Here is a 22942-nt window from a genome sequence, read left to right on the forward strand (position 1 = left end):
GAGAAAGGATGAAGCATGGAGACATACAAGGCAGACGTGGTGATCGTCGGTGGTGGCGGGGCAGGCCTGCGGGCGGCAATTGCCGTCGCCGAGTCCGATCCCACGCTGAAGATCGCCCTGGTCTCGAAGGTCTATCCGATGCGCAGTCACACCGTTGCCGCCGAAGGCGGATCGGCGGGGGTCAAACAGCAGACGGACAGCCTCGAGTACCATTTCAACGATACGGTGGGTGGTGGCGACTGGTTGTGCGAGCAGGACGTGGTCGAGTACTTCGTGGCGCACTGCACCGAAGAGCTGACCCAGCTCGAGCACTGGGGTTGCCCCTGGAGCCGTACTCCCGACGGACACGTCAACGTGCGTGCCTTCGGCGGCATGAAGATCGAGCGCACCTGGTTCGCGGCCGACAAGACCGGCTTCCACATGCTGCACACGCTGTTTCAGACATCGATCAAGTATCCGGCGATCAAGCGCTTCGACGAGCATTTCTGCGTTGACCTGGTGGTCGAGGACGGACGGGTGCAGGGTGTCGTCGCGATCGAGATCGCGACCGGCGAATTCACGCTGGTCGAAGCGCGGTCGGTGATCATCGCCACCGGTGGTGCCGGCCGGGTATTCCGCGAGAATACCAACGGTGGCGTGGTGACCGGTGACGGCATGGCGCTGGCGTACCGCCACGGTGTGCCGCTGCGTGACATGGAGTTCGTCCAGTATCACCCGACCTGCATGCCCGGAACCGGATTGCTGTTTACCGAAGCATGCCGTGGCGAAGGCGGATTCCTGGTCAACAAGGATGGGTATCGTTATCTGCAGGATTATGGTCTTGGTCCGGCCGAGCCCCTGCCACGCAACAAGTTCATGGAGCTCGGACCGCGCGACCGCCTCAGTCAGGCGTTCTGGTACGAGCAGCAGAAGGGCCGCACGATCGAAGGGCCGCACGGTTCGGTGGTGCATCTCGACCTGCGCCACCTCGGTGAGGCGAAACTGCGCGAGCGCCTGCCGCAGATCTACGAACTGGCCGAACAGTTTCTCGGGGTCGATCCGGCGCGTACGCCGATCCCGGTGCGTCCGGCAGTGCATTACACGATGGGCGGAATTCTCGTCGACGGCCGCTGCGCGTCGCCGCTGCCGGGCCTGTATGCGGCGGGCGAGTGTTCGAGCGTAGGCATCCATGGTGCCAACCGGCTCGGTTCGAATTCGCTTTCCGAACTCTGCGTGTTTGGCAAGGTGGCGGGAGTCGAAGCCGCGCGCTTCGCAAAGTCGGCGGGACCAGGCAATTCGACGAGCCTGCAGAAACAGGCGCGGGCCGTCGAGCAAAGAGTCATGGCCCTCAAGCAGAAGACCGGTGGCAACGAACGCATCGCGACGCTGCGCAAGGAAATGGCGCAGACCATGGAGGACGGCTGCGGCATCTACCGCCTCGCCGAAACCATGCAGAAGACCTGCGACAAGCTTGACGAACTCAAGGCGCGCTTCAAGAACGTCAATGTCGAGGACAAGTCGAGCGTATGGAATACCGAGTGGCTGCTGGCGATCGAACTCGAATACCAACTCGACGTCGCGCAGACGATGGCCTACTCGGCGCTGCACCGGCGCGAGTCGCGCGGCGCGCACCAGCGGCTCGACGGTTTCGAGCAGCGTGACGATGTCAACTTCCTGAAGCACTCGCAGGCGCACTATGTCGCTGACGGCGCTCCGCGCATCGACTACGGCCCTGTCAAGATCACCAAGTCGCAGCCCGGCACTCGCGCCTATGGCGCTGCGGGCGAAAAGGCGGAGCAGGAAAGGAAGGCGTCCCATGGCTGAAAAGACGATCGAAATCGAAGTTCTGCGCTACCACCCGGAGAAGGACAGGGAGCCGCACCGACAGGTCTTCGAAGTGCCGTTCACCGATGACATGTCGGTCCTGCAAGGAGTGCAGTACATCAAGGATTACCTCGACGGCTCGCTGAGCTTCCGCTGGTCGTGCCGGATGGCAATCTGCGGCAGTTGTGGCATGATGATCAACGGCATTCCGAGCCTGTCCTGCCAGACATTTCTGCGCGACTATTATCCGGCCAGGGTGCGGGTCGAGGCGCTGTCGCATTTCCCGATCGAGCGCGACCTGGTGATCAGCATGGATGGCTTCATTGAGAAGCTGGAGAGCATTCAGCCGTACATCATTCCGAAGGAGCCTCGCACGCTGGAGCAGGGCGAGTACCTGCAGACGCCGGAGCAGCTCGACGCCTACGAGCAGTTCAGTTCGTGCATCAACTGCCTGCTGTGTTACGCCGCCTGTCCGCAATTCGGCCTCAACCCGGATTTCGTCGGGCCGGCAGCGATCGCCCTGCTGCATCGCTACAACGTCGATTCACGCGACGGCGCCAAGGCGGAACGCATGGAACTGGTCAATTCCGAGGAAGGCGTATTCAACTGCACGGCGGTGGGCTACTGTTCGGAAGTCTGTCCGAAGCACGTCGACCCGGCCAACGCGGTCAATCAGAACAAGACCAACAGTGCGGCCGACTACTTTCTGCGATTTCTCGCTCCGAAGGGAGGTGCCAAGTGAGCAAGCGTCGTCCCTATGTTCGCTCGATGGACGGTTGGTGGCGGAAGAATCCCTATTTCGTCGAGTACATGATTCACGAGGGAACAGCCCTCTTCGTCGCCGCTTACGCCGGCATTCTGCTGACCGGGCTGTTGCGCCTGGCGCAGGGTGAAGCTGCCTGGAATGCCTGGCTGAGCGCGCTGCAGAATCCGTGGTACATCTGCTTTCATCTGCTGGCCCTGGCCGCGCTGACTTACCACACCTACACGTGGTTCAAGATCATGCCGCGCACGATGCCACCGGTGATTGTCGGTGGTCAGCGTCTCTCGGCCTGGGCGATCACCGGCAGCGGTCTGGCGGTGGCCACCGCTGCCTGTTTCGGCCTGCTTGCTGTGGTATGGGGGATGGCACGATGAAACAAGAGCGCAAACGTTCCAATGCACCGATCTTCTGGGCGCTGTTCGGCGCTGGCGGCATGCTCTCGGCGCTGTTCGGGCCGATGCTGGTGTTCATCACCGGCCTTGCGGTTCCGCTCGGACTGCTGCTGCCGGCCGACACCATGAGCTACCCGCACATGCTCGCTTTCGCCCGGAACTGGCTCGGCAAGGGCTTCATTTTCGCGATCATCGCGTTGTTTCTCTGGCACGCAGCGCACCGCATCTTCCACAGCTTGCACGATATTGGCATTCATGCCGGGACGGGCGCGAAGCTGATCTGCTACGGGCTGGCGATGCTGGGAACGGTACTCGCTGCCTACGCGCTGCTGGCCATCGGTTTCTAGGCGGGCGGAGGCTGTGCGGCCGCTGCATACTGCAGCAGCGACCACGAACAATGCGACGAGAAAGCGATCTGCCGGCGGCCGAAGCTGTCGCCGGCAGCGCTACAAGCCGCTCAAGCGCGCCTTGCGCTCGCGCTCGACGCGGGTGATGTAGCGTTGCACCATGCTCATCCTGGTTCCGGGTAGCGCGATGAATTGGCAACCGACACGAACGTAGTGGGCTCCCGCGCGGGTCGTCACTTCCTGCTTGTTGCGAACGCACAGATTGGCGACCAGCAACCCTTCGTCGGGAAGCGCCATCTTGCAGTCGGTGATGACCGATCCGCGCTCGAGCAGGGCCGCCAGGCCGGGCGTTGCCATCAGGCCGACACCGCCGCCGCTGATGTCGAGCAAGGACGCCTCGATCAGCAGCGCGCTGCCGTCCTTGCGCCGGAACGTGGCGACGAACCGGACCGGTTTCGTAAGCGGAGTCGTCAGGCGGAAATACTCGCGGCGCTGCAGTCGCAGCAGCGTTTCGGGCAGCGCCGCGCGGAACGCGGGAAGTCCTGCGTACTGCGTCTCGGCGAGTTTGCTCACGGTGAATTGCACCTTGACCTTGTCGACGGTCGCGCTGAGCAGCAGTCGCTCGGCGAGCAGTGCCTGGTGGTTGGTCTCTTCCTCGCGTCCGGAATCCAGAAGAATCTCATTGTTTTCGCTGTCAACCCGGAGCAGCGAAGTGAGCAGGAAAGAGCGGCCATGGTTGAAATAGACGCCGACCAGCGCCCGGCGCTCGACCAGGGTGCGCAGCACCGCGGCAATCTCGCTTCTTGCGTGCAACAGATATTGACCGTAGTCCTTGGGCTGCTCGATTTCGAAGCGGGTCGGCGCCTGCTCTGGGGATGGCGCAAGGTCCGTGTCTTCCATTGGTTTTCCTGGCATCGGCTGGAGCGGCGAGTGTAAAGCAAAACCGGCCGCGCGGTCACCGAGGAAGCCCGGCGGGGGGAATCGTCGGTGATTTGGCGATGGTCGTCGGTGGCATTGCCGCCGCCTGGCCGCTTTCCAGTCGATAAAGCCAGGCCAGCAGTTCGGCGACGGCCAGATAGAGCTGCGGCGGGATGTGCTGGTCGAGGTCGACCTGCATCAGCAGGGCAACCAGCTCCGCGGACTCATGCACATAGACACCGCTCTGGTGTGCTCGCGTGATGATCTGCTCGGCGATCAGACCACGGCCCTTGGCGACTACGCGCGGCGCCGCGTCGGTCTGGCTGTAGGCGAGTGCAACGGCGTTCTTGAGCGGTCCGGTTGACGCTTTGGGCATGTTCCACGTTTCCCTGTAGTGCCGGGACAGCGATCCTTCCGCAGCGCGATGCCCGGCCACCGAGCGCTCGCCAATCACGGCATCGCGGCAAGTGCCATCTTAGCCGGCGCTTCTCACTGCTGCAATCGCTTTGCCGTTCGTCCTGGGTTCCGGGTGCCCGCTCTGGTGCGCGTGCCGGTGACCTGGCACAAGTCAACAGTCCAAATTGCGGCAGTGGGTGCATAATGCGGCGGAATGCCTTGCCACCCTTCGCGCAGGTACCAATGCAAGACAAGCCGACCTATCTCACCCGTCCCTACCTGCCACCGCTGGACGAATTTCTGCCGTATCTGCAGGAAATCTGGGAGAGCCGGCGCCTGACCAACGGCGGCCCGTTCCACGAGCAGTTCGAGGAGGCGCTCAGGCAGTACCTGCGGGTGCCCCAGGTCTCCCTGTTCGCCAACGGCACGCTTGCCCTGATGACCGCATTGCAGGCGCTGCGGATCACCGGCGAGGTGATCACCACACCCTATACCTTCGCCGCGACGACGCACGCGCTGCTGTGGAACGGCATCAAGCCGGTATTCGTCGACATCCGTCGCGATACCTGCAACCTCGATGAGGAGCTGGTCGAGGCTGCGATCACGCCACGCACGACGGCGATCCTGCCCGTGCATTGCTACGGCAATCCGTGTGCCAGTGGCCGGCTGCAGCAGATCGCCGACACCTACGGGCTGAAGCTGATCTACGATGCCGCGCATGCCTTCGGCGTCTCGGTCGACGGACACTCGCTGCTGGAACTCGGCGACCTGGCGGTGGTGAGCTTCCACGCGACCAAGGTGTTCAATACTTTCGAAGGCGGTGCGATCATCTCGCGCGACGCCCGGATCAAGCAGCGCATCGATTACCTCAAGAACTTCGGTTTCGCCGACGAGATCACGGTCGTGGCTCCCGGCATCAACGGCAAGATGAACGAGTTTCAGGCAGCTCTCGGCCTGTTGCAACTCAGGCATGTGGAGCAGGCGATCGCTGCCCGCAACCAGATCGACCGGCGCTATCGTCAGGCGCTGCGCAGCGTTCCGGGCGTGCAGTGTCTGCCGAGCGCCGATGGTGTCCGCTCGAACGGTGGCTATTTTCCTGTGCTGATCGGCCCTGACTACCCGTTGTCGCGAGACCAGCTTTACGACGAGTTCCGCCGCAACAACATTTACGTTCGTCGCTACTTCTTCCCGCCGATCAGCGAGCTCCCGATGTACCGGGGGCTGGCCTCGGCAGCGCCAGCCAATCTGCCGGTTGCCACGAGCATCGCCAAACAGGTCCTTTGTCTGCCGATCCATCCCGACCTGGACGGCCAGGCGGTCGATCGCGTCATCGAGGTCATCGCGGCGTTCGTCTGAACGGCTACCGATGACCCAACGGAATAGCGGGTACCGATTCTGCCGACCCGATGCGTCGGGCGTCAGGCGGTAGACAGGCGGCGGTGCGGCCAGTCAACCGGCTTCGCTGCGGCGCAGGAACAGCGTGTCGCCGCTGACGAACGCGCGGTCGTAAAGCGGTGAGGAGAGCAGTTCGTCACCCACTCGCCGCGGGCCGTCGCCGAAGGCCCAGAGATAATCGTCGAGCAGGAGCCAGCCGCCGGTGACCAGATACGGGCTCCACGTGTCGACGTCGTTGCGCACATGATCGTAGCGATGGTTGCCGTCGATGTGCAGCAGCGCGAGGTGGTCGGCAAGTGGGATGTTGCCGAGCCCGGGACTGTGCAACTCGCGGCGGCTGCGGGCATCACGATAGATGGCCGATGCTGCTGTCGAGGTCCTGCGGAGGTAACCGACGTTGTCGAGCAGGGCGACGGTGGACAGGAAGATGCGGAAGATCTGTTCGACGTCGATTTCCGGATTGACCAGTTCGCTGTTGAGTACGGCCGCCTGTGGTCCCTGATCAGTCAATTCGGAAGTGTTCCAGGGGTCGATGCAGATCACGCTGCCGAGTCGGTGGCGGCTGGCGAGATAGCCCAGGGCAAAGGCCGAACGACCGTACAAGGAGCCGACTTCGAGAAGATCGCCGCGCGGCAGGATGCGGGCAATGTTGCACAGCGCCTGCAGCTTGCTCTCGTCACACTGGCCGGGCGTTCCCAGGAACTGGCGGTGCAGCGCCGCATAGCAACTGCACGGCAGGGGCGGCGCTGAACTGTCGCCGGCGATCCGTTCGGCCGTCGGGTCGAGCACGGCAGCAGCGGCCCACTCGTCGTGCGGCGAGAACTGTCGCCTGGTCGCGGTGAAGGGGTCCGGATTGCACAAGGTGAACGGAAAATCTGCCGCAGCCTTCCGCCGCAGATCGTCGAGGTGTCGCCAAATCCCCTGGTGCGGCGAGTAAATGCGCGCGATTCCGTGCTGCTCGATGGCCACTCGCAAGGCTTCGTCGAACTCCGGGTCGGTGACAAATGGCAGGCGAAGGAAAGCGTCGACTGCCTTGCCGGCGGCATCGGCCATGGCGGAACTGGCGCCGACGATTTCCATGCCAAGGCTGCCGGCGACCCGGAGGAAGGTGTCCGCATCGTCCATGTCGAGCGGAAAGATCAGGAGTTTCGTCTTGGCCAAGGAAATCTCGCTGTCGGCGTTTCGGTGACGGGAGAATTCGGTGTGTGGTCCGCTTGCGACCCGGCGAGGATCGCGGACGGCAGGCGAAGGGCGTAGTCGGGCATACCCTTGCGCAGCGGAACACGCGCCGGCGGGCTGGGTGAGACTGTACGGCGCGGGTTGCGTGGCATGTCGGGTCAAACGGCGTAAAGGACCGTCTCGATGACGCTGATGCACGAGTGATGTCTGACCCGCAGGCGGTAACCGGACATCTCGTGGATCAACCGCGGGATCGTGAAGTAATCGTCGAGCGTATGGTAGAGACAGACGCACAGGCGGGGATGGTCGCGCGCGATGGTCCGGACGGCGCCCTGCAGGGCTCGCTGTTCGGAACCCTCGACGTCGAGCGCGATCATCGACACTTTGCCGTCGATGCATTCGTCGATGGCGACGCCTTGGTAGCGGGAGGAGGTGGGCGTCCCCGTTCCGCAGACGTGGGCGTCGAGGCCTGCGTTGGCCGCGTTCTCGTCGAAATCGAGGTAGGCGTTCTCGCTCCAGAGAATCCTGTTGTGGATCGTGATGCGCGGGTTGTCGTCGAATTTTTCCACCAGGAACGACGACCAGATCGTGCTGGGTTCGAAGGCCGAAACACGAATGGCCGGATTGTTGGCGATCGCTCGCTCGATATGCTTGCCGTTGAAGGCGCCGGCGAACACCAATTGGCCCGAATCGTCGAGTCTGCGATTGATGTCGTTGCCGAAGTACGGGTTTGCGCTGTACAGGGACTGATCCCAAAGTCGGCCGGCAAGCAGGTTTTCGATGCGTCTGCGGTAAATCTGCCGGGACAACGGGTCTGCCAGCAACTCGAGGCAGCGGTCGCAGGACGCCATGTTCCGCTGCAGATAGTCGTATGCCTCGAAGCTGCGGCGATGGTAGATCGGGAAGTAATACAGTTCGTGGGCCACCACCTTTGCCTGCAATTCGAGCAGACCGGCGGTGATGATGATCACGGTGTCTTCGGGAGACATCCCGCGCACCTCGGGAAAGGGCAGCACACGGACGCCAACCAGCTCGCTTTCGCGAACTTCCCGGGTGCTGTCGCAAACGCCGTAGGGTTGGGGCAACAGCTTCCCGTCGCCGCAGAACGCCTCGATGAAACTTCCAAGACGCCGTCCTGCTCCCCAGAGAACGAGCTTCTTCCCGCGAAACTCGTTGATCGCCACCTGCAGATGGGTAAGGTCAAGATCGGAAAACAGCATCGGGGAACCTCGCTAGCTGGTCTGGTCAAGGAAAATCTGGAAAGTGGCGAGAGTGTCTCGCAAGCGATCGGCGAGAAAGGCGAAGTCCTCGGGGCTGGCGAGATAATTCGGCAGCAGACGGATGGTTCGTCCGAAATTGCAGTGCTGGATCAGCAGTCCGTTTTCCTGGGCGATCGCGCAAAATCGGTCGCCCGCCTGCTTGCCGTCGACGGTGGCGGGAACGTTCAGATCGAAGGCGCACATCAGTCCTTTGCCGCGCGGGCTTGCGACGAGCGGAAACTCGGCAGCGAGTGTCGCCAGTTGAGCGAGGAGGTGTTCGCCCGAACGCCTGTTGGCCGCCAGCAGGTCGCAAGTCTCGATGCGGTCGATCAGATGGGTCACCAGCGCACCGGCGAAGGGTTCGTTCTGATGCGAGCTGAAATACTCCATCGCGAACTTCGGGTGGGGAACCGTGTGGCCGTTGGCAATCACGCAGGATACCGGATAGCCAAGTCCCATCGCCTTGGCGGAGACGACGAAATCCGGGATGCAGTCGAGTTGCTCATAATGGAACCAGGTTCCGGTTCGCCCGAATCCGGTCTGGCATTCGTCGAAAATCAGGAAGACGTCGTTGTCGTCGCAAATCTGCCGAATTTCCTGAAAATACCGGGGGGGAGGGAAAAGGAAGCCGCCTCCGGAGAGAATCGGTTCGACGATGGCCGCGGCAATGTGCTGCCTGTGGCGGGCCACGATCTCGGCAAAATGCTCGATGCAGCGATCGACCTCCGGCCCGTCGTCGGCATCGCCATGGACGACGGGAGCCGGCGCCACGTAGGAGTGATCGAGCGGCGGTCGGATTCTGTCGCGCGACAGCGAGCAGGCGGCACTGCCATGCGTCAGGCCATGGTAACCCCGGTCAAGGGAAAGGGTTCCCGGTCTTTCCTTGATGTGCTTGGCGTACTTGAGACAGCACTCGACGGCTTCGGCCCCGGTCGACAGCAGGATCGTCCGGCCGTTCATTTCCGGAACGCAGTCGTGGATTTTCCTGGCGGCCCGCAGGAAGGTTTCGGATAGCGTCGAGGTGTCGGTATGTTGCAAGGTCTGCGAAATCTCGAGAAGCGTGCGCGCCACATCGGGGTTGGAGTGGCCGAGAACCGAACAGAACTGACCGCTGTTCAGATCGAGGTATCTGTTGCCGTTGGCGTCCCAGACGTAGGATCCCGATCCGCGCACGAGGACGATGCGGCGGAAGTTGAGGACCGGCAGGACGTAGCTGCCGTAGTCGCCAAGCAGCGAGCGGTTATGGTCGAGTGCGTTCATGGGCGAAGGGAGGAGGACATCTTTTCGATCGATCACGAACGCCCGATCTTCTCGGCGATCAGGGCGGCGAGACCGCCGACGCTGCGGATCTTCTCATCGACCAGATCGGACTCGGAAAACTGAAGCGCAAAACGCTCCTCGATGCGAAAAATGAATCGGATGAACGACAGCGAGTCGATGTGCCCCTTGTCCAGGTAGCGATAGCGCGCGATCGGCAGGTTTTCGGGCAGGGAACCCTTCTCGCGCAGCAACTCGACGATGAATCGGCAAATCTCGGCGTGGGTTGTGGCCGCGTCGGCTGGCGCAATCATATGTTCTCCCATTGCCTTGCCCGGGACGATCGGGAAATCGCCTCCAGAAAGCGCAAACCTTCCTCGGATTCCCGGGCGCCGTAGACGAAGCTGTCGGATCCTGCCTGCTGCGCCTGATGGCGGCGCAGATGGTCGGCAATATCCGCATAGAGATTGGCGAAAGCCTCGATGAAGCCGGATGGATGGCCCGGCTTGAAACGGTTGTAGCGCACCTGGCGGGCGACATCGGCGTCGGCGCAGCCGCGGTCGATGAGTACGTGGCGGCCGTCAGCATGGCTCAGGCGCAGATCCTCGGGCTCCGTCTGCAACCATTCGGCGCTCGCCTGGCTGCCGAAAACGCGGATGCGCAGCCCGTTGCGGTAGCCGAGAGCCGTCTTGCCGTACCACGACTGGATGCGCAGCTTGTCCTCGTAGTGCGCCAGGCAATAGACGTTGTCGACGATCTCCTGGAACTGGCCGTAGGTGCTTTGGTCGCCGACCACTGACAGCGGGCGCTTGCCGCCGGTCAGAAAGTGGACCAGATGATGAACGTGCACCCCCAGATCGAGCGATATCGTCGGCACCCCGTAGTCCTGGAGACGCCATGCCTGGGGCGAAGCTGCCCGGCGCAGGAACCCTTCCTGCGGCATTTCGATGTGGATCTGGTGGAGGCAGCCAAGCTCGCCGTCGGCGATCAGACGGCGCAGTTCGCGCACCATGGGATAGCCCGAGTAGTTGTAGGTAACGGCGAGGAAACCCCGCCTGCGCGTGACGGCATCGTCGATCGCCCGGCAATCCGCGCTGGACAGCGCCAGCGCCTTCTCGCAGATGACCGCGTAGCCGGCCTCGAGCGAGGCGGTGACGATCTCCCGATGATCGGGGGTCGGCGTGAGGACTACGACGGCGTCCAGCGTCTCCTTTTCCCGCGCCAGCAGGTCGTGCCAGGTGGCGTGCGTGCGCCCCGGGGGGATGCCGTAGGTGCGGGCCGTCTCCTGGTTACGGCTGGCCGTACGGCTGAAGCAACCGCTATCGACGCGGAAGTGGCCGTCCAGGCGGCTGGAATTGAAGTGCGTGTAACCGATCGCCGAGGTCACGGCACCGCCGATGAAACCGAGACGCAGCGGGGTGAGCGAGCTGCGCGCCATGGCTAGCCGGCCTCACTCAGGCCGGAATAGGTTCGCCGCAAGGCCGGCTTGTCCACCTTGCCGATGGCGTTGGTCGGCAATGCGTGGGTGACGAAAAAACGCCGCGGTTGCTGGAAATCTCCCAGGCCCTGCACACACAGGCGCTGGATTTCACGGATTCCGGGTGCCTGCACCGAATCATGGAAAGCGACGACCACGCCAACGACCTCACCCAGCTCTTCGTCGGCAAGCGGAATCGCGGCGCATTCCTTGACCGCCGGGTGGCTGGCGACGACTTCCTCGATGTCCCGGGGATACACGTTGACCCCGCCGGTGATGATTATGTCCTTGATTCTGCCGAGGAAGTAGACGAAACCCTGATCGTCCATCCGGCCGAGGTCGCCGGTGCGGAAGAAGTCGCCGCACATCGCCGCGGCCGTCTCCGCTTGCCGACGATAGTAGCCGCAATACAGCATCGGCGTACGGCAGGCAATTTCTCCGGTCGTGCCCGGCGGCGCCTGGTTCCCGCTGCGATCCAGGATGGCGACTTCGGTGCCGGGTATGGCAGTACCGACCGAGCCCAGTTTGCTCGCCGCTGCCGCGGGCGTCAGGTTGGTGGCGATGGCGATTTCCGAGGTGCCGTAGCATTCGTGGAAGTCGCAGCGCAGGTGGCCGAGCAGCGCTCGTTTGGTATCCGCGTCGAGCAGGGCCGAGGACGACACCAGGCAACGCAGGGAAGGCAAGGCTTCGCCGCTGGCGATCAGGTGCGCGAGGATCTGGCGCAATTGCGAAGATACGGCAATCGAAAAGCTGGCCTGCTGCCCGCGCACGGCGTCCACCCAGGTGGATGCCGTGAAATGTTCCAGCACGACGCAGGTGCCGCCGGAAAGCAGGGGCAGAAGAACCAGACGTTGGGCGAGCGAGTGATAGAGCGGCGTCGCGGCGAGCGTGACGTCCGCGTCGCTGACGCCGTACAGCCTGGCGGCGGCATCGGCACGCAGGATCTTGGTGCGCTGGCTGAGCACGATCGGCTTTGGCCGGCCGGTCGAGCCGGAAGTGAGCACCATCAGATAAGGCAGATCGGCGGCGAGCAGCGGAGCGCTGCGCGGCGCTTTCCGGCCTGCGTCCAGGATGTCCGCCCAAGGGGTCCAGCCGGCGACGCTGCCACCGACCGTCACCCGGCTACTCGCCAGCTCGCATGTCGCCGCGGTCAGCGAGCCGGCGATCCCTGCCCAGCTGATCAGGTGGCGCACATCGGCCGCGCGCAGGGTTGCTTCCACCGCTGCCGCCGGGAGCCCGATGCTCTGCGGCACGATGACCAAGCCACTGCGCGCGCCGGCCAGAAGAAGGAGCACGAACTCGGGGCAGTTGGGGAGCAGCACGCCGACGTGATCACCGCTGCCCATCCCGGCCGCAGCGAGCCCGTCGGCCAGGGCGTCCACCTGTCGCAAGAGCTCGCCATACGACAGGCTGGATCGCCCGATCCGCAGTGCGGGCCTGTCCGCCCGGCTGCGGGCGAATTGCCGAAAGCGCTGGTAAATGGGAGAGACTTGCACGGCGGTGGTCATTGCATTCAGGGTGCAGAGCGCGCAAGGAACTGCAGGAAAGCATGGCTGGAGAGGGGGAAGCGTTCGCCACTGGCCGAGACGTAAACCTCCTCCGGCTGCGTGCTGCGGGAAATCAGCGTGTTTGCCCCGACATAGCACTGCCTTTCGATCACGATATTGTCGCCGATGGTCGCATTGATTCCCAGGAAGCAGCCGTCGCCGAGCCGCGTTTCGCCACCGATCGAGACTCCCGAGTTGATCCAGCAATTGTCGCCGATACGACAGCCGTGGCCGATCGACGCGTTGCTGCAGATGAAGTTGCCGTTGCCCAGCCGTGTGTAGGGATGGATGGCGACATGGTCGAGGATGACATTGTTCTCGCCAGCAAGGAGCGTCGGATGCCAGACCACCGACGGATGCACGAAATTGACGAAACGGTAGCCAAGTGCCCGTGCGGCGGCGTATTTCTCGGCGCGCAAGGTGTTCATGGCGAGATAGCCGACGGCGGTGATCATCGCGTGCGAAGCGGGCGACAGGCGGCTGCCGATTTCCTCGAATGGAATGACCGGTAGCCCCTCGATTTCCCGCTCCTCGACGACTGCCCGGTCGACCGTGAAGGCGACGACGTCGAACTGGGTGCGGGCAAAGTGCAGGAACATCTTCGCCATCTGACCGTTGCCGTAGATGATCAGTTTTTCGCGGCGCATCGGCGGCGGCAGCGGGGCGGCACCGGGTTCGCCGGGCAGAGCGACGACGTCTGGCACGTTCAGCGACTTTCGGCAAGATCGCGCGCGCCGACGGTGAATGCGGCCGGCGGCAGGTCGTCGCACCAGCGTTGCCACATGATGCGCAACGCGCGTTCGAGGCTGTTGGCGATCAGCTCCGGCTGACCCATCGCCGACTGGCGCAGGCGCTCGCGCGCTTCGCTCCGGATACGGGCCAGCAGGGCCGGATCGCTGGCCAGCGCAACCCCGCGCGCGACGAATTCCGCCGCGTCATGCGCGATGAAGTCCTGCAGGCCGACCTGGCCGAGAATCGCGGCGCCGGGTCTTCCGGGAACCGTACGCCCGGCCAGCGTCAGCGTCGGCACGCCCATCCAGAGGGCGTGATACGCGGTCGTTCCGCCGGTGTACGGGAAGGTGTCGAGGCAGATGTCGACCTGTTGATGCTGTTCGAGATAGCCGTTCATGTCGCCACGCATGTGGAAGCTCAGACGGTCGCGGGTCACCCCGTTGGCCGCGAAGGCGTCGATCAGTTGCTCGATGCGTCCGTCGGGCAGCATCGCTCCGACCAGCATGCGGGAATCGGGCACGGCGGTCAGCAGCTTCGACCAGAGCGCGACGACCGACGGGCTGATCTTGGTCGGTCGATTGAAGCTGCCAAAAGTGACGTGGTTTCGTCGCAGGGCGGGCAGTGCGCCGACCGCGGGTGCGCCGACGAACGGCAGGAACGGTGCACATGCCGGCAGACGCACGATCTGCTCGGTGAACTGGTCGTCGAACTCGCCGACGGGGAGAAAGTAGGGGTCGGCAACGAAATAGTCCATCGCCTGCAGGCCGGTCGTGCCCGGGTAGCCAATCCAACTGGCCTGTATCGGCGCCGGCTTGCGGGCGAAGGTCAACAGCCGGTGGTGTGCGGTATGGCCGCTGAGGTCGATCAGGATGTCGATCGAATCGGCGCGGATTCCTTCGGCCAGCGCCGGATCGGCAATCCCGCTCACCCGTTGCCAGTGATCGAAATACGAGCGCAGGCGCTGCGTCACCTGGTCTTCGACCGCCTGGTTGGAATACGCGTGCAGCGCCAGCCGCGGGTGGCCCTTCAGTTGGGCGAGGATCGGCTCGATGAAATTGGCAACCGAATGGTTGCACAGATCGCCGGAGACGAATCCGACGTGCAGGCGGCGTTCGGGGTCGCGTGAATTGGCGTGCCGAGCCCAGACGGCGCGCAGCGGGGTTTCGAAGCGTTCGCCAAACCGGAGGTGCTCGGCAAAAAGTTCCTGCGGATCGATCGTGTCCTTGTGCGTGAGCCAGAAGAGCAGGTTGCTGTGTGCGAGCGGGTAGTCGGCGTTGACTGCGAGCGCATTCCGGCAGGCCTCCTCGGCTTCGCAGTAGCGGCCCAGTTCGTAGAGGGTGACGCCAAGATTGAGCAAGGCGCTGGCAAGTTCGGGCTGGATTGCCAGGGCCCGGCGGAAGCCGGCCTCGGCCTCGACCAGTCGCCCCTGTTGCCGGAGGTTGTTGGCCAGGTTGTAGTGCGCCTCGGCAAAATCCGGCCGGTATTCGAGGGCGCGGCGCAAGCTGTCTTCCCCCTCCTGCAGTTGCCCCAGATCCTTGAGCGCCGAACCCAGCGCAGTGAGTGCTTCGGGGAACTGCGGCCGGCGATCCAGGGCGCGGCGCCATTCGTCGACGGCTTCCGCAAGCCGGTTGCGGTCGCGCAGGACGGCACCAAGGTGGAAGTGTGCCTCGACGAAATCCGGTCGGCAGCGCAGCGCCTCGCGCAGGGCACTTTCGGCTTCGTCCAGTCGTCCCTGCTCACGCAGCGCCGAGCCGAGCACGGCGAGTGCCTCGGGAAATTCGGCCTGACATTGCAGCGCGCAGCGCCAGGCGGCCTCGGCTGCATCCAGGCGACCTTGATCACTGAGCGTGTTGCCGAGGTTGTAGTGCGCTGCGGCAAAGTCCGGCCGGCAGGCCAGCGCACGCCGGAAAGCGCTTTCCGCTTCGCGCAGTCGGCCAAGTTGCCGGAGGGTGTCGCCCAGATTGTTGTGCGCTTCGACGAGCTCGGGACGAAGGGCCAGTGCGGTCTGATAACTGACTTCGGCCTCTTCCAGACGGCCCTGGCTCAGCAGCGTGTTGCCAAGGTTGCAGTGGGCGAGGGCAAAATTCGGCTGTGCGGCGACGGCATGGCGATAACTGGCTTCCGCCTCCTGTGTCCGCCCCTGCGCGCAGAGGACGTTGCCCAGGTTGTAGTGTGCTTCGGCGAAGTCCGGACGGGCCTGTACGGCGTGTCGCTGTGCGGCCTCGGCTTCGTGCAGTTCGCCGACGCTTGCCAGCGCCAGCCCCAGATTGCTGTGCACCTGTTCGTCGTCGGGCAGCAGCGCTGCCGCCTGTCGCAAGGGGTGCAGCGCTTCGGCGTTGCGCCCCTGCGCCTGCAGCATCGTTCCCAGCACTTTCCATCCGAAACCATGGCTCGGCAGCCGCCCGCTGAGTGCCCGCGCGAGCTTCTCGCCTTCACGGAAGCGTCCGCTGCGGAACAGTTCCAGCAGCCTGCGCTCCTCGCGCGCAGAGGGTTTGCCACCGCCGCCGCTGCTCCTGTTTCCGGAACGAACATGGTTCGACGTGACGGCCGCAGTGGCTGAATCGTGGGTCACTTGCGGCGCCGAATCCTCTACGCGCCGCGCCAGGGCTTCGAGGTCGTCCCCGGCCAAGCCGTGCTGTCGCCCGAGTGCGAGCACCTCGCGCGCGGTGTTCGTCTCGCCGCTCAGGTGCAGGGCCTCGACGTAGCTCAGCCAGTATTGGCGCGTTTCCGGGCTGGCTTCGAGGGCAGCGACGAAATGGCGCAGGCTTTCGGCCGGCCGCTGCCCTTGCCATGCGAGCAGGGCCAGTTGGTGATTGGCCTCGGGGTGGTCCGGTCGTGCCTGCACGATCGCCCGATAGAGCTGTTCGGCCTCGCCGGATTGCCCGGCGGCGGTACAGGCGAGCGCCTTGGCAAGCGCACGCGCAAGGATCTCCGCCAGCGTCTCCTCGGCAGCAGCGTCGTCGGCGTTGGTCGCCGGCACTGCGTCATTGCGCAACTGCGGCATCCGTCGGGTCCGGCCGTGGCGGGGCAACGCCCAGCGACGCAAGGTCGAGTCCTGCCTCGGCGAACTGGCTGCGCAGGGCGGCAGCGTCGCTGTGCAGCAGTGCGCGCGTTTCGGAATTGGCGGCGATCATGGCCAGCGTGATCCGCGTCCCCTGAAGGTACAGACGCGCGTCGACCGCGCCGAGATTGGGAAGCGTCAGGCGCAACCGCGTCTGCCACTTCTCGCCTTCGCCGGATTCGCCGTCCGGCGGTCGTTCACCGCGATTCTCGATCTCCCAGGCGAGTTGCTGTCCCGGCCAGATCTGCCCATGCCAGGAGTAATTCTGCGTGGCGAAAGCCTCGAGTTGCTGCTGCACGATCGTCTCCGCCTGTGCTGCGACGGGCTGGCCGGACTGTGCCGCGGGAGCAGCGGGTAGTGGACTGCCGCCAGCGTCGGCGGCCTTGCTCCGCGCCTGCGCGCTGTCGGCTCCGCTGATTTCGTTGCCGCCGCCGGCGCCAGCCGTTGGCGAGACTACCTGCTCGCTGGCCGCCTGCAGGCCCAGCCGGGCTTGCGGTTCGTGCAGGAGTTGTTCCTTGCTGTAGCGGCCTTCGACCCATTCCGCCTGGTGCGACTCGTAAAACATGCCGCTTTCGACGATCGCCTGCCGGAGCAGGGGCAGCAGGTCGCGAGCCAGTTTGGGAGGTTCGCTGGCGATCGGCTGGTTGCCGTTCAGCGGCAGCGCAGCAGCACGTTCCTGCCGGGCGCGCTGGTTGCCGAGCAGCGTGCTGATCAGTTGCCCGGTGTCGCTCAGGCTGGCCGCGGTCGATCGCGCAGCACTGTTGCTGCTCTCCGTTCCGCTCTGCGAAACGATCGCCAGCGCCAGTTTGCCGTCACTGTCGGTAACCTCCAGTTCGATCGCGTCGCCGCTCTTGGCGGTGAAGGGAAGGGCGAGTGTGACGCTGCGCTGGTTGATCAGCGCGCGGTAGGTGCCGTTCGGCAGGAGTGCCTGAATTTCCGCCAGCAGTCGCTGCCCGCTGACCAGTTCACCCAGCTTGTCGGCAATCTCCTGCAGCGGCGGCAGCGGCCGCAGGGCGAGGTCGCCGCCCGTTTGCAGGCGGTTGCTTATGTCGCTCAGGATCATCGGTTCAGAGCTGGTGGGTCAATCTGCGGTCCGCCTGGGCTGCTGGTTTGCTCACCCACTCACTCGCGCTCCGCTGGCACCGTGGCCTGCCCGCAACGTTTTCGTCACGAGATGTCGGACGGCGGTGGGGCGGCGCGCAGCACGACACGCAGTTCGTCGAGTCGCGCATGCACCAGCGGCAGGAGGTCGTGATGATGGCGCAGATAGCGTTCGATCAGGGCTTGCGCGCGCGTTGATGTCGCCCCGGACAAGTCGTTCGCCAGACTGGCTGGTAGACTGTTGGCCAGGGTCTGGCGTCGGGCTTCGAGGCTCGCCAGCTTCTCCCACTCGCCCAATCCGGCAGCGCCGAGCATGGTTTCCGCAAGCGCGGCCAGTTGTTCGAGGGTGTCCAGCACGACCGTCATGCGACCGCCTGCCGCGGCACGTTGGGCGAGATTTCGCGCCACGCACCATGGATCTCTTCGAGCAGTCCCGCTACTTCTTCGAGAGCTCCCAGGTCGTTGTCGAGGTTGGCGCGCAGCAGGCGCAGGACCAGATAATCATAGAGCGCGTCGAGGCGTTCGGCGATCTCGCCGCCCTTCTCCAGGTCGAGGCTGACCTTGAGGCCATTGCCGATGATGTCGATGGCCTTGGAAATGGCTTCACCCTTGGCGGCAATCTGTTGCTGCTGCATGGCGGCACGGGCATTGCCGATGGCCGCCTGAGCGCCGGAGAAAAGCAGGAGAACCAGGCGATACGGGTCGGCAACCTCGACGGCTGCATCGATGCCCACTTTCCGATACGCTGAAATCGCGCTGCGTGCATTGCCGAACATGGAGGGCTCCTAGTTGTTGGATGTGTTGAACTTGGGCAGGTTGGCGAGCTGCTGCGTGAGGAAGGTACTGGTCTTGGTCATTCCGGAAATCAGCACGTCGAGCGCAGTGAATTGCTTGCGGTAGCGCGCCTCGATCTGCGTGAGCTGTTGCGAAACGGCTGCCGACTGCTTCGTGATGTCGTTGATCGACGAATTGAGCCCCTGCGTACGCGAAGGGATCAATCCCGTGCTACCGACCAGACTGTCGGCAGCGCTCTTGAATGCCTTGCCGTATGCGGCCAGCAGGTTGGCTACGCCAGTGGCGTCGCCGGCGATGGCGGTGACGAGCCTGTTCGAATCGACGGTCAGCGAGCCGTTCTTCTGCAAACTGACGCCAATGTCCGACAGATTCTTCCAGGTGGCGCCGGAGAGCTCGCTGGGGACGTGGCTGAGAACGCTGCGGAAGCTTTTCTCGGCCGCGAGCAAGGTGCCGTCACCGTTGAGCGCGCCCGCCTTCTGCGTCGTCGCATCGTAGCTGCCGAGATTGGCGGCAGTGCTGTGGTAGTCGTTGAACGCCTTGACCAGCGAATTTACCTGCGCGCTCAGGCCCGAGGTGTCCTTGGTGATCGTCAGCGTGGTGTTGACCGAGCTTGCCGGCGCTTCGGGGCCTTTCAGCAGGTTGAGCGTGACGCCATCGATTGCCGTCGTCACCGTGTTGGTTTCGGCGGTCACGGCGATGTCATTGAGCGTGAAGGCCGAACCCTGCGCCGCCTGCGTCTGGGTGAAGGTGTCGACCGGTGTGCTGTCGGTGTAGAACGGGGCCGAGATTGCCCCAGACAGCCTGACGAACTGGTTGTCACCGGGTGCGCTGGCGGTGACGACGAGTTGCTTGCCGTCGCCGCCGTCGATCACCTGTGCAGAGACGCCGGCGCCGGCATGGTTGATCTGATCCCGGATCGTCTCGGGGGTGGCACCGGCAGCGACGGTGAGGTCGGTGGATTGGCTGGTGCTGCCGCCATCGGCGCTGCCCAGCGCAATGGTCAGCGTTCCCCCGAGCGGCAACGTGCCACCATCCCCGGAAAACGGTGAACCGGGTCCACTCGCGGTAGTGATGCTGTGCAGCTTGGCCGCGGGAAGCGCATAGCTCAGACCAGCGACTCCCGACAGTTTGATGAACTGGTTGCTGCCGGCGGTGTCGCCGGTGAGAATCAACTGCTTGCCGGCGCTGCCATTGATCACCAGCGCCGAGACTCCTGCGTCGGCGTTGTTGATCGCGTCGCGCACGGCGTCTGGCGAAGCGCCATCGGCAATCGTGACCGTGGTTGTCTTGCTGAGCGTGAGGCCGTCGGCGCTGCCCAGCGCGATGGTCAGCGCGCCGCCTTTCGGCAGCGTGCCGCCGCTTCCGGTAAACGGGGAGGCTCCGCCACCGCTGGTTCGGATGACGTGCTGTTTGGCCAGCTGGGTTACGGAAAGACTGTAGGTGCCGGCCACTGCACTCGAGCTCACGCTTGCCGTGGCGACCGTCGAGTCGCTCAGTGCGCTCCGGAGCACCGCGAATTTCTGTATGGCGGTCGTTCCGGCAGCCGGCACCAGATTGCCGGCGACCGTCTGCAATCCCGAGATTGCTCCCTGCAACGAGCCAAGCGCGGAGATTTTGGCCTGGAAACCTGCCTGCTTCTTGGCCAGCAGGTTCAGCGGTGCCTGTTCGACGGTCATCAGCTGGCTGACGATACTGTTGACGTCGAGGTTCGAGCCCAGGCCTGGTGAGGAAATGGTCATGGTCTTCTCCGGCGACCGCTGGTAGCGTGGGTCGCCTGCTCAGGCCGTCTGCTTGACAAACAGCCCCTTGATGCTGTCGAGCGCCTTGGCCAGGGCGAGCATTTCCTGCGACGGCACCTGCCGGATCACTTCCTTGGTTGCACGGTCGATGATCTTCACTACCAGTTGCCCCGTGTCGTGATCGACGCTGAATTCGAGATTGTTGTTGATCGGTTCGACAAACTCGCGGACGCTCTTGGTGGCCGCTTCCAGCTTCGCCCGGTCAGGCTCCGTTACCGACGCGGCTGTCGATTGTGAAAGTTGCGCAGCGTCGACATTGGAGGTCATGCTTCCGCGCGTTGCCCTGAATTCTCCGGTGGCGACGGTGCCTGCCGCGCTGGCTGGCGGGGGTAGCGAAGCGCCTGTGGGTTGGATGTTCATCGCACGCTCCTTGGTGGGGACGCATCGGGGCGCGCCCGCGTCGCCGCGACCGCGCCCCCGATGTTACTGCTTTTCGATCCGCCTGACCTAGCCCTTCAACAGCGAGAGCACGTTTTGTGGCAGCGAGTTGGCTTGCGCCAGCATCGCCGTTCCGGCCTGCTGCATGATCTGGGCGCGAGTCAGGTTGGCGGTTTCCGCAGCGAAATCGGCGTCGAGGATCCGGCTACGGGACGCCGACAGGTTCTCCGAGGTGGTCGCCAGATTGCTCACGACGCTGCTGAATCGATTCTGCAGTGCGCCGAGACTCGCCCGACTCGAGTTGATGTTGGCCAACGCGGCGTCAATCGTGGAAATCGCGTTTTGTGCTCCGGCGGCGGTGGTCAGATCGACGCTCGATATGCCTGCGCCGAAAGTTGCGGTCGCGGCCGTGTAGCCGGCCGTCAAGGCAGTACTGGCCAGGTTTGCACCGCCGAGATTGATGCCGGCGCTGCTGCTCGAAGACAGCTTGATGCCGCCATAGGTGTTGGTCAGCGTGTTCGCCGTGAAGCCGGTGTTGGTTGCCGCCGCTGCTCCTTTCGTTTCGACGGTGATCGTGCGGCCATCGGCGGCCGCGAGGCTGATCTTGTTGCTGCTGGTGTTGAAGCTCGCAACGACCCCGGTCTGATTGGACACCGCGTTGATCGCCGCCACCACATTGTTGCCCTGGGCGGCGACATTGGCGCCGGCGGCGATGGCGCCGAGCTTGACGCCGTTGATCTTGATGTAGTCGGTATTGTCCCCGGCAACGGCGGCGAAGGTGCTGAGCGCACCGCTGGTGACGCTGGTCGTGGTCGCTACCGCGGAAACGCCGGTTTGCCCGGTGACCGTATTGAACGCTGCCGCCTTGGCGATCGCGCTGTCGGCGCCGACCTTGGTCGTGCCCGCGGTCAGGCCGGTATTGGCCAGCGTGCCGGCGCCGGTCAGTTCGATCTTGATGTCCCGGCCATCCTTGGAGGCGAGGGTGAGGACCCCGGATGCATTGCTGGCGACGACGCCGGTGGTCGCGGTGACGCTGTTGATTGCGTCGCGAATGGCATCGCCCTGCAGGGTGACGGTACTGCCGCCGGTGGTTGCGCCGATCGAAACGCCGTTGATCTTGACGTCGCCGTCGGCGATCGACGCACCGGTGCCGGTGATCGTCGCGCCGCTGAAGCTGACCGAACTCGAAACACCATCCGAGACCGACGGTCCGACGCCGTAGCCATTGACCGTGATGCCACCAGTGGCGATGGCGCCGTTGGTCACCGTCGCCGTTTGCGTCGTGACGTAGGAGGAAGTGGTGCCGACGCCCAAGGCATCCGATTTGGCGCTGGAGATCGATCCGATGGTGATGAGCTCGCCGCTGTTCGCGCCGATCTGGAAAGCCTGCGAGTTGAAGGTGCCGTCGAGCAGCTTGACGCCGTTGAAAGCGGTCTGACTGGCAACCGTATTGATCTGCTGCACCAGGTTGTCCACTTCCTGTTGCAGAGCGGCACGGTCGGTGGAGGTGTTGGTTGCATTCGACGCCTGCACGGACAGGTCGCGCATCCGCTGCAGCGAATCGGTGATGCTCTGCAGACCGCCTTCCGCCGTCTGCGCCAGCGAGATGCCGTCATTGGCGTTGCGCGAAGCCTGATTGAGGCCGTTGATCTGGGAGGTCATGCGGGCCGAAATTGCGAGGCCGGCTGCGTCGTCCTTGGCGCTGTTGATGCGCAGGCCGGAGGAAAGACGCTGCAGCGAGGTCGCGAGCGAGGCCTGCGACATGTTGAGGCTGCGTTGCGAGTTGAGCGACGCGACGTTGGTGTTGATGACTGAGGGCATTTTCCTTCTCCTATCACTGTCGATTTGACCTTGGCCTGCCGCCGACCATTCGGCGAGACGTTTGCCTGGTGGTCACGGGTGGCGACTGTTTCGCTTACATTCTTCCTTACGGCCCACCGCCGGAAAACTTTAATGGTCTTCTATCGGCTTGCCGTGTAAGTCCTCTATCGGCTGCCGGCCGGCAAGGTTGAGGGTGACTTCGCCTGTCGCGCACGGGCAGCAGCGTTGGCGTCAGTCGCTCGCAGCGAGTTGCCGAGTGGCTGGTTGAAGCAGTCCGGTCGGACAGGATCCGGGGCAAGCAGCAACTCTGCCCGTGCTGATTGTCCCGGGGGGTATAATGGCGCTTGATTCCCTGCGATTCCGTATCTTCTCGGGCGGCTGCCGCAGCTTTGCGAGCCCGTGCTTCGCGGCGATCCCTTCATCCACGCGACAGCCGCTGTCCCCGACTTGCGCGGGAGCGGTAGCGTCGAGGGTGTCCGCCCACCGGGTCGCCAACGGTGGCGAGCCAGATCCGCCGTTCAG

The 22942-nt window shown here is 64.1% G+C and carries 21 protein-coding genes; 5 read left to right on the forward strand and 16 right to left on the reverse strand.

Annotation, left to right across the window (positions count from 1 at the left end; translation table 11 throughout):
* Nucleotides 1–15: 15 nt before the first annotated feature.
* Genes frdA through frdD form a run of 4 tightly spaced genes read left to right on the forward strand, consistent with a single transcriptional unit; the run spans nt 16 to nt 3305 of the window.
* Nucleotides 16–1803 (forward strand): fumarate reductase (quinol) flavoprotein subunit, encoded by a 1788-nt coding sequence (gene frdA, locus NFV80_RS15770; RefSeq protein ID WP_295331138.1) that lies wholly within the window; start codon nt 16–18, stop codon nt 1801–1803.
* Nucleotides 1796–2545, forward strand: coding sequence for a succinate dehydrogenase/fumarate reductase iron-sulfur subunit (locus NFV80_RS15775; RefSeq protein WP_295331140.1), 750 nt, complete (start codon nt 1796–1798; stop codon nt 2543–2545). Before frdA ends, NFV80_RS15775 begins: the two co-directional genes overlap by 8 nt.
* On the forward strand, nt 2542–2940 hold the full coding sequence (locus NFV80_RS15780) for a fumarate reductase subunit C (RefSeq protein ID WP_295331142.1): 399 nt from the start codon (nt 2542–2544) through the stop codon (nt 2938–2940). Before NFV80_RS15775 ends, NFV80_RS15780 begins: the two co-directional genes overlap by 4 nt.
* Nucleotides 2937–3305 carry a fumarate reductase subunit FrdD gene (gene frdD, locus NFV80_RS15785; protein WP_295331146.1) on the forward strand — a complete coding sequence of 123 codons (369 nt, stop codon included), beginning with the start codon at nt 2937–2939 and terminating at the stop codon, nt 3303–3305. The genes NFV80_RS15780 and frdD overlap by 4 nt, the downstream gene beginning before the upstream one ends.
* A gap of 99 nt (nt 3306–3404) precedes the next feature.
* Here the strand turns inward: frdD and NFV80_RS15790 are convergent, their stop codons facing one another.
* Nucleotides 3405–4205, reverse strand: coding sequence for a flagellar brake protein (locus NFV80_RS15790; protein ID WP_295331149.1), 801 nt, complete (start codon nt 4203–4205; stop codon nt 3405–3407).
* A gap of 55 nt (nt 4206–4260) precedes the next feature.
* Nucleotides 4261–4599: an EscU/YscU/HrcU family type III secretion system export apparatus switch protein gene (locus tag NFV80_RS15795; RefSeq protein WP_295331151.1), complete on the reverse strand. Its 339-nt coding sequence runs from the start codon at nt 4597–4599 to the stop codon at nt 4261–4263.
* A gap of 263 nt (nt 4600–4862) precedes the next feature.
* On the opposite strand from NFV80_RS15795, the gene NFV80_RS15800 reads away from it, so the two are divergent.
* A complete protein-coding gene (locus NFV80_RS15800) occupies nt 4863–5975 on the forward strand; it encodes a DegT/DnrJ/EryC1/StrS family aminotransferase (RefSeq protein ID WP_295331154.1) in 1113 nt (370 codons plus the stop codon).
* 93 nt (nt 5976–6068) lie between these two features.
* On the opposite strand, the gene NFV80_RS15805 is transcribed toward NFV80_RS15800, so the two are convergent.
* The 14 genes from NFV80_RS15805 to NFV80_RS15870 form a co-directional block, all read right to left on the reverse strand.
* Complete coding sequence (locus tag NFV80_RS15805; RefSeq protein ID WP_295331157.1) at nt 6069–7175, reverse strand: class I SAM-dependent methyltransferase; 1107 nt, start codon at nt 7173–7175, stop codon at nt 6069–6071.
* A gap of 176 nt (nt 7176–7351) precedes the next feature.
* On the reverse strand, nt 7352–8413 hold the full coding sequence (locus tag NFV80_RS15810; RefSeq protein WP_295331160.1) for a hypothetical protein: 1062 nt from the start codon (nt 8411–8413) through the stop codon (nt 7352–7354).
* 12 nt (nt 8414–8425) lie between these two features.
* Nucleotides 8426–9748 (reverse strand): aspartate aminotransferase family protein, encoded by a 1323-nt coding sequence (locus NFV80_RS15815; protein ID WP_295331162.1) that lies wholly within the window; start codon nt 9746–9748, stop codon nt 8426–8428.
* Complete coding sequence (locus NFV80_RS15820) at nt 9745–10023, reverse strand: acyl carrier protein (protein WP_295331165.1); 279 nt, start codon at nt 10021–10023, stop codon at nt 9745–9747. Before NFV80_RS15820 ends, NFV80_RS15815 begins: the two co-directional genes overlap by 4 nt.
* Nucleotides 10020–11147 carry a Gfo/Idh/MocA family oxidoreductase gene (locus tag NFV80_RS15825; RefSeq protein ID WP_295331168.1) on the reverse strand — a complete coding sequence of 376 codons (1128 nt, stop codon included), beginning with the start codon at nt 11145–11147 and terminating at the stop codon, nt 10020–10022. The genes NFV80_RS15820 and NFV80_RS15825 overlap by 4 nt, the downstream gene beginning before the upstream one ends.
* Before the next feature lie 2 nt (nt 11148–11149).
* Nucleotides 11150–12694 (reverse strand): class I adenylate-forming enzyme family protein, encoded by a 1545-nt coding sequence (locus NFV80_RS15830; RefSeq protein WP_296759310.1) that lies wholly within the window; start codon nt 12692–12694, stop codon nt 11150–11152.
* A 5-nt stretch (nt 12695–12699) separates the two neighbouring features.
* Nucleotides 12700–13437, reverse strand: coding sequence for a DapH/DapD/GlmU-related protein (locus NFV80_RS15835; RefSeq protein WP_295331174.1), 738 nt, complete (start codon nt 13435–13437; stop codon nt 12700–12702).
* 2 nt (nt 13438–13439) lie between these two features.
* Nucleotides 13440–16469: a tetratricopeptide repeat protein gene (locus tag NFV80_RS15840; protein ID WP_295331177.1), complete on the reverse strand. Its 3030-nt coding sequence runs from the start codon at nt 16467–16469 to the stop codon at nt 13440–13442.
* Entirely contained in the window at nt 16450–17589 is a 1140-nt protein-coding gene (locus NFV80_RS15845) for a flagellar hook-length control protein FliK (protein ID WP_295331179.1), read from the reverse strand. The genes NFV80_RS15840 and NFV80_RS15845 overlap by 20 nt, the downstream gene beginning before the upstream one ends.
* Nucleotides 17590–17693: 104 nt before the next feature.
* Nucleotides 17694–17993, reverse strand: coding sequence for a flagellar protein FliT (locus NFV80_RS15850; RefSeq protein WP_295331181.1), 300 nt, complete (start codon nt 17991–17993; stop codon nt 17694–17696).
* Entirely contained in the window at nt 17990–18403 is a 414-nt protein-coding gene (gene fliS, locus NFV80_RS15855; RefSeq protein WP_295331183.1) for a flagellar export chaperone FliS, read from the reverse strand. The genes NFV80_RS15850 and fliS overlap by 4 nt, the downstream gene beginning before the upstream one ends.
* A 9-nt stretch (nt 18404–18412) precedes the next feature.
* Nucleotides 18413–20161, reverse strand: a complete 1749-nt coding sequence (fliD, locus tag NFV80_RS15860) for a flagellar filament capping protein FliD (protein ID WP_296759314.1) — start codon at nt 20159–20161, stop codon at nt 18413–18415.
* A gap of 39 nt (nt 20162–20200) precedes the next feature.
* A complete protein-coding gene (locus NFV80_RS15865; RefSeq protein WP_295331188.1) occupies nt 20201–20581 on the reverse strand; it encodes a flagellar protein FlaG in 381 nt (126 codons plus the stop codon).
* Nucleotides 20582–20668: 87 nt separating this feature from the next.
* The gene (locus NFV80_RS15870) at nt 20669–22420 is read right to left on the reverse strand and encodes a flagellin (RefSeq protein ID WP_295331190.1); all 1752 of its coding nucleotides are present in this window, start codon (nt 22418–22420) and stop codon (nt 20669–20671) included.
* Nucleotides 22421–22942 lie beyond the last annotated feature (522 nt).

This window comes from Accumulibacter sp. (assembly GCF_023806565.1).
Classification (GTDB): Bacteria; Pseudomonadota; Gammaproteobacteria; order Burkholderiales; family Rhodocyclaceae; genus Accumulibacter.

Bases quoted from the DNA above. Each gene is read 5' to 3' on its own strand.
- NFV80_RS15775 (WP_295331140.1), top strand. From the start codon at position 1,796: ATGGCTGAAAAGACGATCGAAATCGAAGTTCTGCGCTACCACCCGGAG.
- frdA (WP_295331138.1), top strand. From the start codon at position 16: ATGGAGACATACAAGGCAGACGTGGTGATCGTCGGTGGTGGCGGGGCA.
- NFV80_RS15790 (WP_295331149.1), bottom strand. From the start codon at position 4,205: ATGGAAGACACGGACCTTGCGCCATCCCCAGAGCAGGCGCCGACCCGC.
- NFV80_RS15840 (WP_295331177.1), bottom strand. From the start codon at position 16,469: ATGCCGCAGTTGCGCAATGACGCAGTGCCGGCGACCAACGCCGACGAC.
- fliS (WP_295331183.1), bottom strand. From the start codon at position 18,403: ATGTTCGGCAATGCACGCAGCGCGATTTCAGCGTATCGGAAAGTGGGC.
- frdD (WP_295331146.1), top strand. From the start codon at position 2,937: ATGAAACAAGAGCGCAAACGTTCCAATGCACCGATCTTCTGGGCGCTG.
- NFV80_RS15825 (WP_295331168.1), bottom strand. From the start codon at position 11,147: ATGGCGCGCAGCTCGCTCACCCCGCTGCGTCTCGGTTTCATCGGCGGT.
- NFV80_RS15810 (WP_295331160.1), bottom strand. From the start codon at position 8,413: ATGCTGTTTTCCGATCTTGACCTTACCCATCTGCAGGTGGCGATCAAC.
- NFV80_RS15795 (WP_295331151.1), bottom strand. From the start codon at position 4,599: ATGCCCAAAGCGTCAACCGGACCGCTCAAGAACGCCGTTGCACTCGCC.
- NFV80_RS15865 (WP_295331188.1), bottom strand. From the start codon at position 20,581: ATGAACATCCAACCCACAGGCGCTTCGCTACCCCCGCCAGCCAGCGCG.
- fliD (WP_296759314.1), bottom strand. From the start codon at position 20,161: ATGACCATTTCCTCACCAGGCCTGGGCTCGAACCTCGACGTCAACAGT.
- NFV80_RS15845 (WP_295331179.1), bottom strand. From the start codon at position 17,589: ATGATCCTGAGCGACATAAGCAACCGCCTGCAAACGGGCGGCGACCTC.
- NFV80_RS15870 (WP_295331190.1), bottom strand. From the start codon at position 22,420: ATGCCCTCAGTCATCAACACCAACGTCGCGTCGCTCAACTCGCAACGC.
- NFV80_RS15850 (WP_295331181.1), bottom strand. From the start codon at position 17,993: ATGACGGTCGTGCTGGACACCCTCGAACAACTGGCCGCGCTTGCGGAA.
- NFV80_RS15800 (WP_295331154.1), top strand. From the start codon at position 4,863: ATGCAAGACAAGCCGACCTATCTCACCCGTCCCTACCTGCCACCGCTG.
- NFV80_RS15820 (WP_295331165.1), bottom strand. From the start codon at position 10,023: ATGATTGCGCCAGCCGACGCGGCCACAACCCACGCCGAGATTTGCCGA.
- NFV80_RS15830 (WP_296759310.1), bottom strand. From the start codon at position 12,694: ATGACCACCGCCGTGCAAGTCTCTCCCATTTACCAGCGCTTTCGGCAA.